Origin of the sequence: Nocardia arseniciresistens, assembly GCF_046764875.1 — a bacterium.
Taxonomy (GTDB): domain Bacteria; phylum Actinomycetota; class Actinomycetes; order Mycobacteriales; family Mycobacteriaceae; genus Nocardia; species Nocardia arseniciresistens.
In genome coordinates, this window is sequence record NZ_JBKORD010000036.1 from 1 (window position 1) to 17,211 (window position 17,211).

Below are 17,211 nucleotides of genomic sequence, written 5' to 3' on the forward strand. Positions count from 1 at the left end.
GGTGGTGGGGCATTCGCAGGGGGAGATCGCGGCGGCTGTGGTGGCGGGTGGTTTGTCGTTGTCGGATGGGGCGCGGGTGGTGGCTGTGCGTTCTCGGGTTGTGGCGGAGGAGTTGGCGGGTTCGGGGAGTATGGCGTCGGTCGGTTTGGCGTCGCACGCGGTGGCGGATCGCTTGGCAGTGTTCGGTGTTCGGTTGTCGGTGGCGGCGGTGAACGGGCCGGGGCAGACGGTGGTATCGGGCGAGTCGGCCGCTGTGGCCGAGTTTGTGGCCGGGTGCGCGGCCGACGGGGTGTGGGCGAAGCAGATTCCGGTGGATTACGCCTCGCATTCGGTGGCGGTGGAGCGTATTCGGGATCGGGTGCTTGCCGAGTTGGCGTCGATTCGGCCGCGAACGGGTTCGGTTCCATTCTTTTCGACGGTGACCGCGGAATTTGTGGACACGGCGGGTCTGGATGCCGAGTATTGGTATCGGGGGTTGCGTGAGGGGGTGCGGTTCGCTGAGTCGGTGGAGACGTTGCAGCGTGCGGGGGTGAATGCTTTTGTCGAGGTGAGTCCGCATCCGGTGTTGACGGTGGGTGTGGAGGGGGTGGCGGAGTCGATCGGTTTGGCTGACTGTGTGGCTGTTTTGGGGACTTTGAAGCGTGATCGTGGGGGTTGGGAGCAGGTCACTGTCGCGTTGGCGGAGGCTTACTGTGTAGGTGTCGAGGTAGCGGTGGGGGCGTTGGCTCCGGCCGCCGCGCGGTCGCTCGGCAAACCTCACCATGGTCGCCCGGCAAGCTTCGCTCCGCGCCCCGCCGCGATGGTGGACCTGCCGACGTACGCGTTTCAGCACAAGCGGTATTGGTTGCAGCCGGACGACGCGCCGAATGCGTGGCGGTCGGGCCTGGACGAAGCGGGGCATCCGCTGTTGGGCGCGATGGTGCGGCTGCCGAACTCCCGGGATGTGGTGTTCACCGGCAGATTTTCGCTAGCCGGTCACCCGTGGCTGGCCGATCATGCCGTCGCCGGGGTGGCGTTGTTGCCCGGCGCCGCTCTCGTGGAGCTGGCCCTGCACGTGGGATCGATGGTGAAGTGCCCGCATTTGGCGGAGCTGGTGATCGAGGCGCCCCTACCGGTTCCGGCCGCCGGAGCCGTCGAGCTGCGAGTCATGGCGGGCGGACCGGATGAGACGGGCGCACGGCCGGTGTCGGTGTACTCCCGCGCGCGCGGTGACGAAGAGTCCGATCGGTCCGAGATCGGTGATGGTTCCCTATCGGAAGAGTGGGTGCGCCACGCGGTCGGGTCGGTCACTGCCCAAGCGGACGCGCCCTTGGTCGACCCGAGTATGGCGAGCTGGCCTCCGGCCGGTGTGACGGCGATGCCGATCGACGACGCTTACGCGGATCTGGCGAAGTTGGGCTATGAGTACGGGCCGGTGTTCCGGGGACTGACCGCGTTGTGGCGGCGTAATGGTGAGGTGTTCGCGGAGGTCGCGCTTGCGGAGCAGGCCCGGTCGCAGGTTACGGAGTTCGGTGTGCATCCCGCCCTGTTGGATGCTGCGCTGCACGCGATCCTGCTGGGTGAGTTGGTTGCCGCACCGCAGGCCGGTCAGGTGGCCGTCCCGTTCTCGTGGGAGCACGTTGCGCTGTACGCGACGGGGGCGACTTCCCTGCGGGTTCGAGCGGTGGTGTCGGGGAGTGAGCGGATCGCGGTGACGGTCGCCGACGAGGCGGGTGTGGCAGTGGCCGAGGTGGAGGCGCTGACCATGCGCCCGCTCTCGACCGACGCGCTCCTCGGTGCTGCCGGTTGTCGGAGCGACGGTATCGGTTACCGGGTGGATTGGGTCGCGCTGGCCTCCCCCGAGGACGAACTCACCGAAGCCGAAGCCTGGAGTCCCGCAGACGACGGGGAGGTCGTCACGATCGCGGGACAGAGCGTGACGGTGGTGCGGCTCGACGCAGCTCCTTCCGACCACGATCTCCCGGCGGCGGTGCGGGATGCGGTGACCGCGCTGACGGTGCGAGTGCAGCGGCTGCTGGTGCAGGACGGGCTGATCGTGGTGGTGACTCGACAGGCGATGGCGGTGCACCCGGGGGAGTCCGTGGATCTGTCCGGTGCGGCGGCGTGGGGTCTGCTGCGCACGGCGCAGAGCGAGCACTTGGACCGGATTCTCGTCGTCGACGTCGGTGATTGGGCCGATTATCGGCACGGTGTGGCCCTGGTTGTGATGATGGGTGGCGAACGCCAGCTGGCGATACGGCGCGGGACGGCGTACGCACCCCGGCTGAACTTCGGCGTCGGCGACAACGTGGGTGCGAGTGACCTGGTGCAGACGCCGGCGTGGGGCTTGACCTACCTCGGCAAGGGCACGCTGACCGGAGACAACCTCACGCTGACCGCGACGCCGGCCGAGCTGCGGGCGCTCGAGCCCGGCCAGGTCCGGGTGGCGGTGCGCGCGGTAGGCGTGAATTTCCGTGATGTGCTGATCACTCTGGGCATGATAAGGCCTGGTTTGGGCATAGTGACGGAAGAGGATGCCGCGATCTGTGTCGAGGGTGCGGGCATCGTGCTCGAGGTGGCACCCGATGTGACCGAATTCGCGCCAGGTGACCGGGTTTTCGGGTTCATCACCGGTGCCGGATCGGTGTCGGTGACTGATCGGCGAGTGCTCGCGCGGATCCCGCAGGGATGGTCTTTCGCCCAGGCCGCGGCGGTGCCGGTGGTGTACGCGACCGCCTACTACGGTCTCGTCGACTTGGCCGGTGCGCAATCCGGTGAGACGCTGCTGCTGCACGCGGCCACCGGTGGTGTCGGCATCGCAACGATACAGTTGGCTCGGCACCTGGGTTTGCGTCTGTTGGTGACCGCCAGCCGGCCCAAATGGGATGTGCTGTGCGACATGGGATTCGACGACTCGTATATCGGCGACTCGCGCACGCTGGATTTCGAGCGGAAGTTTCGCGACGCCACCGATGGTGGCGGCGTGGACATCGTGTTGAATTCGCTGACCGGCGAATTCGTGGACGCGTCACTGCGACTGATGCCGCGCGGCGGCAAGTTCATCGAGATGGGCCACCTCGACGAGCGTGATCCGGTGCAGGTGGCCGCTGAACATCATGGGGTGGATTACCACCATTTCATGCTGATGGAGGTAGGGCCGGATCGGTTGGGGGAGATCCTGGCGACTGTTGTCGAGCTTTTCGACGCCGGGGCGTTGGCGCCTTCGCAGATCACCGCGTGGGATGTGCGGCAGGCGCCGGAAGCGTTCCGGTATATCAGTCAGGCTCGACATATCGGCAAGAACGTGCTGACTGTGCCGACCCCGTTGCGGCCCGATGGCACTGTGTTGATTACCGGTGGCACCGGGGGATTGGGTGCGGTGGTCGCGCGGCACCTGATCACTGCCCACGGCGTCCGGAGGCTGTTGTTGGCGGGCAGGCGCGGCCCGGCCGCGCCCGGCGCGGCCGAACTGGCCGCAGAGCTCACCGAGCTGGGCGCGCATGTGGACGTGGTCGCCTGTGATGCGGCCGATCGGGTGGCATTGGATGCGGTGTTGGCGGGGATACCGTCGGAGCATCCGTTGACCGGTGTGGTGCATGCCGCGGGCGTGTTGGCCGACGGCCTGTTTGCCGCCATGACGCAGGAGCAGATCGCGGATGTGCTGCGGCCCAAGGTGGATGCGGCGTGGCATCTGCACGAGGCGACGAAGAATCTGGATCTGTCGGCGTTCGTGCTGTATTCCTCCGTCACGGGTGTGATCGGCAATCCGGGGCAGGCGAACTACGCCGCCGCCAACGTTTTCCTCGATGCGTTGGCGCAACACCGGCATGTGAACGGTCTGCCCGCGACGTCGATGGCGTGGGGGCTGTGGTCCGAGCGCACCGGTATGACCAGTGCCCTCGGCGCGGCCGACCGCGCCCGGTTGCGACGGGAGGGCTTCCTGCCGATCGGCGACCAGGACGGTATGGCGCTGTTCGATGCTGCCCTGGCGGGCGGCCGGGCGGCGTCCGTGACTGTCCGGGTCGACCGGTCCGCCCTGGCCGAGGATGATCTGCGCCCGATCATGCGCGGTTTGCTGCGGCCGTCCCGCCGTCGCGTGGGTGGCAGGGCAAGCAAGTCGTCGACGCTGGCGGCGCAGGTGGCCGGCCGGTCGGTGGCCGAGCAAGAACGCATCATCCTCGAGGTGATCCGTGCCCAGGCGGCGGCGGTGCTGGGTCACGAGAGCGCCGAGTCGATCGCCCTGGATATGCCGTTCAAGGATATCGGGTTCGATTCGCTCAGCGTCATGGAGTTCCGCAACCAGCTGGTCAAGGCCACCGGTCTCCAGTTGCCGTCAACCCTGGTATTCGACTATCCGACCGCGGAGGCGATGGCGAAACTGGTGCATTCCCGAGTCGCGCCGACGATCGCGGATGGACCCGCTGAGAAGAAGGCTCCGCGCCGGGTTCGGGCGGACGAGCCGATCGCCATCGTAGGGATGAGCTGCCGGTATCCCGGCGGTGTCGCATCACCGGACGATCTCTGGGATCTTCTTGCTTCCGGAACCGACGCCACCGGCGAGTTCCCGACAGATCGTGGTTGGGATCTGGAGCGGCTGTTCGATGAGAATCCGGACAAGTCCGGTACCTCCTACACTCGCCGCGGCGGATTCCTCTATGACGCAGGCGATTTCGATGCCGGTTTCTTCGGCATCAGCCCGCGGGAGGCCTCCGCGATGGACCCGCAGCAACGTCTGTTGCTGGAAGCGTCCTGGGCGGCGCTGGAGGAGGCGGGCATCGACCCGATCTCGTTGCGCGGCAGCGATACCGGAGTGTTCGCTGGAGCGTGCCAGTCGGGTTACTCCGATCGGGTGACCGGCGATCTGGAGGGCTACCGGCTCACCGGCACCTCGAACAGCGTGATCTCGGGCCGCGTGTCGTATGTTCTAGGCCTCGAAGGGCCCGCCGTCACCATGGACACCGCATGCTCGTCCTCACTGGTCGCGCTGCACCAGGCCTGTCGAGCGCTGCGCCAGGGGGAGACCTCGCTGGCGTTGGCGAGTGGCGTGACGGTCGCGGCAGGTCCCTCCATCTACGTTGATTTCGCGCGGCAGCGTGGTCTGTCTCCCGATGGGCGCTGCAAGTCGTTCTCCGCCGCGGCCGACGGCGTCGCCTTCTCCGAGGGCGTCGGCGTGCTGGTGCTCGAGCGGCTTTCCGACGCCGAGCGCCTGGGTCACAACGTCCTGGCCCTCGTGCGCGGGTCGGCGGTGAATCAGGATGGTGCGAGTAATGGTTTGTCGGCGCCGAATGGTCCCTCGCAGGAGCGGGTGATCGCGGCGGCATTGGCCGATGCCGGGTTGGCGCCGTCGGATGTGGATGCGGTGGAGGCGCACGGTACCGGCACGACATTGGGCGATCCGATAGAGGCGCAGGCACTGATCAACGCCTACGGGCAAGACCGCCCGGGACAACCACTGCGGATCGGGTCGATCAAGTCGAACATCGGACATCCGATCGCCGCGGCCGGCGTCGGTGGCGTGATCAAGATGGTGCAGGCGCTGCGGCACGAAACTCTGCCGAAGACGCTCCATGTGGATGAGCCGAGCCCGCATGTGGAGTGGGCGGAGGGCAACGTCGAGCTGCTGACCGAGGCTCAGCCCTGGCCACGCAACGGGCGTGTCCGTCGTGCCGGAGTGTCGTCATTCGGCATCAGCGGCACCAACGCCCATACCATCCTGGAAGAAGCGCCTGCCCGATATGTGCGGTCGAGCCCGGAGCAGGTAGCGCAGCGTGACGATGGAGGGCTCCGCACAGACCGCATCGGACACCGACGAGTTCCGGCGTCGCAGCCTGCGCCCGCGGAGCCCCACATCGGGGCAGCCGTGCCGTGGTTGGTGTCGGCGAGTTCCGAGTCGGGTCTGCGGGCGCAGGCGGATCGGTTGCGGCAGTGGGTGATCGACGCCCCAGACGCGGACGTGTGGGATATCGCGCACTCGTTGGTGACGTCCCGGGCTGCGTTGGACTGGCGCGGCGCGGTCGTCGGGCGCGACCGGAACGAGCTGCTGGCGGGATTGGCGGCCCTTGCCGATGATGCGTCCGGCGGCGGCGGTGCCGTTACCGGCAGCGTCGGCTCGGGCCGCACGGCGTTTCTATTTACCGGTCAGGGTGCTCAGCGGGTGGGGATGGGTGCGGGCTTGTATCGGGCGTTTGCGGTGTTCGCTGCAGCGCTGGATGAGGTGTGCGCCCAGTTCGATCCGCTGCTCGGTCGGGGGTTGAAGGAATTGATGTTCGATGATGCCGAAGGGTTGTTGGATCGGACGGAGTTCACCCAGCCTGCGTTGTTCGCGTTCGAGGTGGCGTTGTTCCGGTTGTTGGAGTCGTTCGGTGTGACACCGGATGTGTTGGTTGGGCATTCGATCGGTGAGTTGGTTGCGGCGTATGTGGCGGGTGTGTGGTCGCTGGAGGATGCGTGTGTGTTGGTGGCGGCGCGTGGCCGGTTGATGGGTGGGTTGGCTGTTGGTGGGGCGATGCTTGCCGTGGCGATCGGTGAGGAGCGGGCGGGGGATGTGGTTGCCGCGTTTTTATCGTCGGGCACTGTGGGTGGTCGGGTGTCGATCGCGGCGGTGAACGGTCCGTCGTCGACGGTGTTGTCGGGGGATGCCGATGCTGTTGAGGAGATCGAGCGGGCGTTGTCCGGGGATGGGGTTGAGACGAGTCGGTTGCGGGTGAGCCATGGGTTCCATTCGGCGCGGATGGAGCCGATGTTGGCGGAGTTCCGGGCGGTGGCCGAAGGTATCGCGTACCGGTCGCCGGAACTTTTGATCGTGTCGAATGAGACCGGTGAGTTTGCTGGTGATGGGGTGATCGATCCGGAGTATTGGGTGCGGCAGGTGCGGGGGTGTGTGCGGTTCGCGCCGGGTGTGGCGACCGCGGTCGCGGTGGGTGTGCGGCGGTTTGTGGAGGTGGGTCCGGATGCGGTGTTGGCGGCGATGACTCGGCAGTGCCTGGCGCGGAATCCGGAGGTCGAGTCGGCCTCGTGGGTGGCCGCGGCGGCCCGGCGGACGGTGGATGAGGTGACTCAATTCGTCACGTCACTGACACAGGTCCATGTCGCGGGTGTGCGGGTGGAGTGGGGGCTGTTGTTCGCGGGTCGTGGGGTGCGTCGGGTTCCATTGCCGACGTATGCGTTCCAGCGTCGGCGGTTCTGGTTGCCGCCGAACAATGATGTGCCGCAGTCATCGACGGAACATCCGATTCTGACGGGTGTGGTCCGGTTGGCGGGGTCTGATGAGTGGTTGTTCACCGGTCGGTTCTCGTTGCGTACGCATCCGTGGATCGCCGATCACATGGCCCATGGTGTGGTGGTTGTGCCGGGTGTGTTGTTGCTCGAGTTCCTTCTTGCCGCGGGCGGCCGGATCGGTTGCGAGGTGGTCGAGGAAATCATTGTGCAGTCGCCGATCCGGCCTGGTGACGACGAGGTCGAGTTGCAGGTGTTGGTGCGGGCGACGGATGAGCTCGGGCGGCGTCAGTTCGAGTTCTTTTACCGGAAGTCGCCCGACGCGGAATGGGCACCCAACGCGACCGGTGCGCTTGCGGCGCGGTGGGACGGTGACTCGGCGTTGGTGTCTCGGCTGCGGGACGAGGAATGGCCGCCGGTCGATGCCGAACTCGTTGACAGCACACAGCTTCCGGAGCAGATTACGCAGGACACCGGGCTCGAGTACGGTCCGGCGTTCGTCGGTGTGCATGCGGTGTGGCAACGTGGCGACACGGTTTTCTCGGAGGTCGTGTTGGACACCGACGCGGCGCCCGAGCCGGGGCGCCACGATCTGCATCCGGCTCTACTGGAACTGGTGATGCACGCCGGGCTTTCCCAGCTGATTTTCCGTGGGGTGGATCCCGATCCGGAGACCGGCTGGTTGTTGTTCCGGTGGGGTGGTGCGCGTTTCCACAATCCGGAGTCCGAGGCGGACGGCGGGCAGCGTCTGTGGCCTGCGGTGGTGACGTCGCTTCGGGTGATTGCGGTCGAGACCGGAGCGGATACCATGTCTGTCGCGGCCGTCGATCCGGACGGCAATCCGATCGTGTCTATCGACGCGGTGCTGATGCGTTCGTATGACGTCGGGGAATTCCGGCGCAGCCTGTCCGATGACGAGACCGGACTGTATCGAATTCATTGGGAGTCCACCCTGGTAGGGCCCCCGATAAGAGCACTCGAGGGCAGGTCGGTCGGCCCGCCCTCGCCTGCGATGGCCGTACTCGGGGACACGACGGTGTCGGGGATCGAGGCGTCCTTCGCGTCGGTCGCCGATGTTGTTGCCGCCGAATGGATTCCGGGGGCAGTGGTATGGCGAATTTCGGAGCAGGCCGTTGATGATCCGGGAGTGGTGTCGGCGAGCGTGTACAGCACGCTGGCCACGCTGAAATCCTTCCTTGCCGAAGAACGCCTGTCCGATGCCCGGATGGTGGTGGTCACCACGGGTGGCGCCGGGCTGCCCGGGGAGGTTCCGGATTTGGCCGCGGCCGCGGTGTGGGGGTTGGTCCGCAGTGCCCAGTCGGAGAATCCGGAGCGGTTCGTGCTCCTCGACGAAGATCCGGCCGAGCCGCTGGATGTCGATCGGATCGCGGCCGTACTGCGGGCGGATGAGCCGCAGGTCGCAGTACGCGGTGCGGAGATTCTGGTGCCCCGGTTGACGCGCGCACCCATGTCGGAGGACACCGTGCCGCCGTCGTTGGGTGACGGGACGGTGCTGATCACCGGCGGCACGGGTGGACTCGGGGCGTTGTTCGCCCGGCATCTCGTCGCCGAGCACAGTGTGCGCAGGCTGGTGTTGGCGTCGCGGCGGGGACCCGAGGCGGCCGGTGCGGACGAGCTGGTCGCGGAACTGGCACAGGCCGGCGCCGATGCCCGGGTGGTCGCCTGCGACATCGCGGACCGTGACGCGGTGCGGGCGCTGTTGGACACGATTGATTCCGATGGTGGGTTGACTGCCGTGGTGCATTCCGCGGGGGTTCTCGACGACGGCACCATCGAGTCGTTGACCGGTGAGCAGGTGGATCGGGTGTTGGCGCCGAAGGTGAACGGGGCGTGGTACCTGGACGAACTGACCCGTGACCGCGATCTGTCGGCGTTCGTGCTGTTCTCGTCGATTGCGGGGGTGCTGGGGTCGGCCGGGCAAGCCAACTACGCCGCAGCGAACGGATTCCTAGACGCGTTGGCGCAGCGGCGGCGAGCTGCGGGGTTGCCTGCGACGTCGCTGGCGTGGGGGCCGTGGAACTCCGGTAGTGGGATGACCAGTGGTCTGGGGAGTACGGCGATGGCGCGGTTGGGTCGGTTGGGGTTGGGTCAGCTCGAGAATGTCGACGGTGTGCGTCTTTTCGACGATGCCCTCGCCGGTGCCGATGGGTGCCTGGCTCCACTCCGGTTCGACGCGAGCGTGCTGCGGCGAGAGTCCGACGCCGATGCTGTTCCTGCGGTGTTGCGTGGATTCGTGCGGCATTCGGCGCGTCCGGCGAAGGCTTTGAGAAAGTCCGCGGCGGGCTTCGCGGCGGGGTCGTTGGGCGACCGGTTGGGGCAGGTGTCGGAGGCTCAGCGCGGTGAGGTGGTGTTGGAAGTGGTGTTGGCGCAGGCGGCGGCGGTGTTGGGGCATGATTCGGCCGCCGACATCCGGCCCGATCAGCGGTTCGACGAGATCGGTTTCGATTCTTTGGGTGGTGTGGAGTTCCGTAACAGGCTGGTCAAGGCCACCGGTGTGCAGTTGCCGTCGACTCTGGTGTTCGACTATACGACCGCGGCTGCGGTGGCGAAGCTGGTGCATTCCCGTGTCGAGCCGAAGGCGGTGGGGCGACCGGTCGAGAAGGTGGTGCGCCGGGTTCGGGCGGGCGAGCCGATCGCGATCGTGGGGATGGGCTGCCGCTTCCCCGGGGGTGTGCTGTCGCCGGATGAGTTGTGGGATCTACTCGTCTCCGGAATCGACGCGACCGGTGAGTACCCGTCGGATCGGGGTTGGGATCTGGAGCGGTTGTTCGATGAGGATCCGGACAAGCCCGGGACTGTTTATGCCCGCCGCGCCGGATTCCTCGACGATGCCGGTGATTTCGATGCCGGCTTCTTCGGTATCAGTCCGCGGGAGGCGTCGGCGATGGATCCACAGCAGCGTCAGCTGCTGGAAGCGTCCTGGGAGGCTCTGGAGGACGCGGGCATCGATCCGGTGTCGTTGCGCGGCAGTGATTCCGGGGTGTTCGTCGGAGCGTGCTATTCGGGTTATTTCGATCGGGTGCCCAGCGAGTTGGAGGGTTATCGGCTCACCGGAACCCAGGGCAGTCTGACGTCAGGCAGGCTGTCGTATGTCTTCGGTGTGGAAGGGCCTTCCATCACGGTGGACACCGCGTGCTCGTCGTCGCTGGTCGCGCTGCATCTGGCGTGCCAAGCGCTGCGTCAGGGGGAGAGTTCGCTTGCGTTGGCGGGCGGTGTGGCGATTTTTGCCGATCCTTATCTTTCTGTCGAGTTCGCGCGGCAGCGTGGTCTGTCGCCGGATGGGCGGTGTAAGTCGTTTTCCGCCGCGGCCGATGGTGTTGCTTTCTCCGAGGGTGTCGGCATGCTGGTGCTCGAGCGGCTGTCGGATGCCCGGCGTCTGGGCCACGACGTGTTGGCGGTGGTGCGGGGGACGGCGATCAATCAGGATGGTGCGTCGAATGGTTTGACGGCGCCGAACGGTCCGTCGCAGGAGCGGGTGATCGCGGCGGCGCTGGCCGATGCCGGGTTGCGGCCGTCGGATGTGGATGCGGTCGAGGCACACGGTACCGGGACACCATTGGGTGATCCGATCGAGGCGCAGGCGTTGATCGCGGCCTATGGGCAGGATCGTGCGGATCGGCCCTTGCGGATCGGGTCGCTCAAGTCGAATATCGGCCACACCTCGGCCGCGGCGGGCGTGGCCGGAGTGATCAAGATGGTGCAGGCGATGCGGCACGAAACCCTGCCGATGACGTTGCATGTCGATGCGCCGAGCCCGCACGTGGAGTGGTCGGCCGGGGATGTGCAGCTGTTGACCGAGGCCCAGCCGTGGCCGGCCGACGGGCGTGTTCGCCGGGCTGGGGTGTCGTCGTTCGGTGTCAGCGGGACCAATGCCCACGCCATCCTGGAAGAGGCACCTGCGCAACACATCTCGGTGCCGCAGCCGCAGCCGCAGCCGGTGACGCAGCTGGTGTCGCCGGCGGGGGTTGCGGCAGCCCCGCCGTTGCCGCTGCTGGTGTCGGCCAAGTCCGAGGTGGGGTTGCGGGCGCAGGCGGATCGTTTGCGTCGGTGGGTGATCGATAATCCGGAGGCGGGGGTGTGGGATATCGCGTATTCGTTGGCTGGTTTCCGTTCTCATCTGGAGTGGCGGGGGGTGGTTGTCGGCGCGGATCGTGAGGAGTTGCTGTCCGGTCTGGCGGGTCTGGTGGCAGGGCAGGTGTCTTCCGGTGTTGTGGAGGGAGTTGTCGGGTCGGGTAAGACGGCATATCTGTTCACTGGTCAGGGTGCGCAGCGGGTGGGGATGGGTGCGGGACTGTATGCGGCGTTTCCGGTGTTCGCGGTGGCGTTGGACGAGGTGTGCGCCGAGTTCGATCGGCACCTGGGTGGGGTGTTGCGGGAGGTGATGTTCACCGATGTCGACGGGGTGTTGGATCGGACGGAGTGGACGCAGCCGGCGTTGTTTGCGTTCGAGGTGGCGTTGTTCCGGTTGCTGGAGTCGTTCGGGATCACCCCGGATGTGTTGATCGGGCATTCGATCGGTGAGTTGGTGGCGGCGTATGTGGCGGGGGTGTGGTCTCTGTCGGATGCTTGTCGTCTTGTTGCTGCGCGTGGTCGGTTGATGGGGGTGCTGCCTGAGGGTGGGGCGATGGTGGCGGTGGCGGTGTCCGAAGATGAGGCGGTCGCGTTGGTGGCCGGGTGTTCCGGCAGGTTGTCGGTGGCTGCGGTGAATGGTCCGTCATCGGTGGTGCTGTCCGGGGATGCGGACGCTGTCGACGAGGTGGAACTGCGGGCCGCCGCGGAAGGTCACAAGACCAACCGGTTACGGGTCAGCCACGCGTTCCATTCGGTGTTGATGGAGCCGATGCTCGCCGAGTTCCGTTCGGTGGCCGAAGGGGTGACATACCAGCAGCCGAACATTCCGATCGTGTCGAACGTCAGCGGCGCGGTCGTCGGCGCGGAGTTGACCGACCCGGGTTACTGGGTGGAGCAGGTGCGTGGTTGCGTCCGCTTCGCGCCCGGGATAGACACCCTGGTCAAGGCCGGAGTGCGGCGGTTCGTGGAGATCGGACCGGATGCCGTGCTGTCCGCGGTGACTCGGCAGTTTTTTGCCGATACTCCGGACCTCGAGGCCACATCGACGGTGGTCGCGGCCGCCCGGCGCTCGATCGACGAGCCGACCCAGTTCGTGTCCGCCTTGGCGCAGGCCCAGGTGGCGGGTGTGGGTGTGGACTGGAAGGCGCTGTTCGAAGGCCGCGCGGTGTCGCGGGTTCCGCTGCCCACCTATGCATTCCAGCACCAGCGGTATTGGCTGCAGCCGGTCGTCCGGGCGTCGCAGACGGCGTCGGGTCACCCGGTGTTGACCGGTGTGGTGCAGGTCGCGGGCAAGGACGAATGGATGCTCAGCGGACAGCTCTCGTATCGGACCCATCCCTGGCTTGCGGACCACGCAAGCTACGGCGTCATGGTCGTGTCGAGTACGACGCTGGTGGAGATGCTGCTGACGGCGGGACAGCGGTTCGGCAGTGTCGGTGTGGATGAGCTCATCATGGAGGCCCCGATCCTCCCGCCCGAAGACGGCAGCGCCGTCGACCTGCAAGTGCTTGTCGACGAGATGGACGACACAGGGAGGCGGCACTTCACCTTCCACTACCGCCTCGCCACCGACGGCGAGTGGGTACGCAACGCCAGCGGTGTGCTGGCGGGCGACCAACCGGCCGCCGAGCCGCTGCTGGAACAGCTCCGGGCTGAGTCGTGGCCACCGCCCGGCGCCGACCCGATCGACCCGGAATGGATTCCCGCGCACATCGAAGCCGCGTCGGGACTCGAGTACGGTCGTTCCTTCCGAGGCACCGAACGCGCGTGGCAGCGCGGCGACATCGTTTTCTCCGAGGTTGTCTTGGATCCGGCCGTGGACCCGGAGGGTTTCGCGCTGCATCCGGGCTTGATGGACGCTATCGGGCATACCGGGCTCGCCTGTCTGATGTGGCCGGAACTCGGCAATGACCCGAACCGCGGCAAGCTGCTGTTCCGTTGGGGCGGCGCCCGATTCCACGACGTCGTCCGGCCCGGACTGCTGCGGGTCATCGCCGTGTCGAAGGGCGAGGACGCCCTCGCCATGGCGGCGGTGGACGGTGATGGCAACCCGGTCTTCTCCGTCGACGAGGTTGTCATGCGGTCCTACGACGTCGCCCAGCTCCGTGGTTCGCTGTCCGGCGGCGACGCCGGGGCGTACGAACTGCATTGGACGGAAGTCGGCGCTTCGTCCGCCGACCTGGTTTCCGGTGGGATTGCCGCACTGGGCTCGATCTCGGTTGTCGGTGTGCGGGAACACTATCCAGATCTCGACAGCGTGGTGGCGACCGGCGGGGCGGCGGTGCCCGAGGCGGTGGTGTGGTCTGTCGCCGCGGACGCGATTCCCCGAAACGGTGACGCCGCGGCCGCCACACACGAGCAGGTGCGGTCGACGTTGCGCACGCTTCAGGCGTGGCTCGACAAGGATGCGCTGGAGCAGTCGCGATTGGTCGTTGTCACCCACAATGCGGTCGGGCTGCCCGGTGAGACACCGGATCTCGCCGCCGCCGCGGCGGCGGGGTTGGTTCGCAGTGCGCAGACCGAACATCCCGGTCGGATTGTCCTGCTCGACTGGCAATCCGCGCCCGGCGTGGAACCGCTCTCGATCGACGCCGTCCTGCTGGTTCTGGCAGCCGAGGAGCCGCACGTGGCCGTCCGTGGGGGTACTGTGCTGGCCCCGCGGCTGAAGCGCTCAGCGGCGACCCCCGAGGCGAGACCGTCGTTCGGGTCCGGCGTCGTGCTGATCACCGGAGGCACCGGCGGGCTCGGCGCGATACTGGCTCGGAACCTGGTCGTCGAGCACGGTGTCCGGCAGTTGCTCCTGGTGTCCCGCAGCGGCGAAAAGGCCGCGGGTGCTGCGAAATTGGCGGCGGAACTGAGTGAACTCGGCGCGCACGCGCGCATCGCTGCCTGCGATGTCGCGGACCGGACCGCATTGCGGGCTCTGCTCGATTCGGTCCCGTCCGACCAGCCGTTGACGGCGGTGATCCACGCGGCGGGCACGCTCGACGACGCCACAATTCGCACACTCACGACCGAACAGCTGGATCGTGTCCTCACGTCGAAGGTGGACGCGGCGTGGAATCTGCACGAGGCGACGCGGGACGCGGACCTCTCGGCATTCGTGTTGTTCTCGTCGATTGCCGGTGTCCTCGGGGCGGCGGGGCAGGCCAATTATGCCGCCGCCAACAGCTTCCTGGACGCATTGGCCGCCCGGCGTCGCGCCGACGGGCTGCCCGCTGTGGCACTCGACTGGGGGCTGTGGGAGCAGACCGGAACGGGATCGGGCGGCATGGCCGACACCCTGGACGAAGCGGCAGTCGCACGACTGGCCCGCCTGGGTATGCGTCCACTGAGCCAGGCCGACGGCCTTCGACTGTTCGACACCGTCGCAGGCGTCGGATCGGACCCGGCAGGAGTATCGGCGCTCGTGCCGGTTCGCCTGGACCTGAACGACTTGCAACGAGCGGCTCGCGCCGACACGATCCCCGCGGTATTGCGCGGGCTGGTTCGACCTTCGCAGCGCAGCGCTGGGAGCGAGAGACAATCGCGCGGCTTCGAGCTGGGTCGGGTACCGGAGGCCAAGCGGGAGCAGGCCGTACTCGATCTGGTTCGCGAGCACGCCGCCGCCGCATTGGGCCATGCGTCGATCAAGGATATCCGGCCCGACAAGGGATTCGACGAGCTCGGATTCGATTCGCTGGGTGGAGTGGAGTTCCGGAACCGGCTTTCGAAAGTTACCGGCCTCCAGTTGAACTCGACGCTCGTGTTCGACTACCCAACGGTGGTTGATCTGGCCCAGTACCTGCACGACCGAATGGCTCTTGCGGTGGCCGCGGCACCGCCCGCGACCGACGATCTCGCCCGCCTGGAGGCGATGGTCGAACAGATCCTGGCCGTGGCGGGTAACGACGATGCGACGGTCACCGCATTGCTCGGCATCAGCGACCGTCTTCGGTCCCACCTCGGCGACAGCCGGCAGACCGACGAATACCGCGACTTTGCCGCGCATTCCGGCCGCGAGCTTTTGAACCTGATTGATGAGGAGTTCGGTCAACCATGAGCACTGAGGAACAACTCACCCGATATCTGCAGAAACTCGCTGCAGACCTGCGCACCGCCAACAAGCATATCCAGGAGTTGGAGGGGAGTGCGCGGGAGCCGATCGCGATCGTCGGGATGAGCTGCCGCTTTCCCGGTGGCGTCGACTCCCCCGCGCAACTGTGGGATCTGGTCGACACCGGCACCGACGCCGTCGGTGGTTTTCCGACCGACCGAGGGTGGGACCTGGAAAAGCTCTACGACCCCGATCCGGATGCGCCCGGCACGATCTATACGCGTGAGGGTGGGTTCATCCATTCGGCGCCCGAGTTCGATGCGGGTTTCTTCGGAATCAGCCCCCGCGAGGCAGCAATGCTGGAGCCGCAGCAGCGTCTGATTCTCGAGGCGTCCTGGGAAGCCCTGGAAGACGCGGGTATCGACCCGGTGACATTGCGCGGCAGCGACACCGGCGTCTTCTCTGGAGTCTTTCACCAGGACTATGGCCCCCGCATCGGCTCCCCTACGTTGACGGCCGAGTCGGAAGGCCATGCCTACCTGGGCGGGGCGAACTGTGTGCTGTCCGGCCGGGTCTCCTACATATTCGGTTTCAAGGGCCCCACGCTGTCGGTGGACACCGCGTGCTCCTCGTCGCTGGTGGCGTTGCATCTGGCATGTCAGGCTTTGCGGCAGGGTGAAACATCGCTCGCACTGGTGAGCGGTGTCACCGTGATGTCGGATCCGTCCCACCTGATCGCGTTCGCGCGCCAGCGTGCGCTGTCGCCGGATGCGCGGTGCAAGGCGTTCGCGGCGGCTGCGGACGGGACCGGCTTCTCCGAAGGGCTCGGGATGCTGGTCGTCGAACGGCTGTCGGATGCCCGGCGTCTGGGCCACAATGTTCTCGCCCTGGTGCGCGGGTCGGCCGTGAACCAGGACGGCGCGAGCAAGGGTTTGACCGCGCCGAATGGTCCGTCGCAGGAGCGGGTGATCGCGGCGGCGTTGGCGAATGCGGGTTTGGCGCCGTCGGATGTGGATGCGGTGGAGGCGCACGGGACGGGCACGACGTTGGGGGATCCGATCGAGGCGCGTGCCTTGATGGCGGTCTACGGCGCGCGGGGTGAGAGTGGGCCGCTGCGCTTGGGTTCGCTCAAATCGAATATCGGTCACACCAATGCTGCGGCGGGGGTCGCGGGTGTGATCAAGATGGTCCAGGCGATGCGGCACAGTGTGTTGCCGAAGACGTTGCATGTGGATGTGCCGACCCCGCATGTGGATTGGTCGGTGGGCACGGTGCGGTTGTTGACCGAGGCTGAGCCGTGGCCTGCGGGTGAGCGGGTGCGTCGTGCGGGTGTGTCGTCGTTCGGCGTGAGCGGTACCAACGCCCACGTGATCATCGAGGAAGCGCCCGCCGATCCGGTCGCCGTCGAGTCGGGAGGCGAGGCCGCTGCGAAGCCCATCGTGTCGGATTTCGTTCCGCTGTTGATATCGGCCAAGTCCGACGAAGCCCTCCGCGCTCAGGCGGATCGACTGCGGCAGTGGTTGATCGACGCTCCAGACGCGGACGTGTGGGATATCGCGCACTCTTTGGTGACGTCGCGGGCGCTGTTGGACTGGCGCGGTGTGGTGGTGGGGCGTGACCGGGAGGAACTGCTTGCCGGTCTGGCCGATGTGACAGATTCTTCAGGGGGGTCGCCGAGAGCGATCGAGGGCTGCGCGGGTTCTGATAGGACGGCGTTTCTGTTCACTGGTCAGGGTGCGCAGCGGGTGGGGATGGGTGCGGGACTGTATGCGGCGTTTCCGGTGTTCGCGGTGGCGTTGGACGAGGTGTGCGCCGAGTTCGATCGGCACTTCGGTGGGGTGTTGCGGGAGGTGATGTTCACCGATGTCGACGGGGTGTTGGATCGGACG

Annotated in this window: 2 protein-coding genes (1 of these 2 only partly in view); both read left to right on the forward strand. The window is 66.9% G+C overall.

The genetic code is table 11. The features are described from left to right. Nucleotides 1–4 precede the first annotated feature (4 nt). Complete coding sequence (locus ACLMAJ_RS37800; RefSeq protein ID WP_412018725.1) at nt 5–15,328, forward strand: SDR family NAD(P)-dependent oxidoreductase; 15,324 nt, start codon at nt 5–7, stop codon at nt 15,326–15,328. Then, on the forward strand, nt 15,325–17,211 hold part of the coding region annotated (locus ACLMAJ_RS37805) for an SDR family NAD(P)-dependent oxidoreductase (RefSeq protein ID WP_412018724.1) (this coding region is incomplete at its 3' end). The annotated region continues 15,610 nt past the right edge of the window; 1,887 of 17,497 annotated nt are visible. The genes ACLMAJ_RS37800 and ACLMAJ_RS37805, both read left to right, overlap by 4 nt.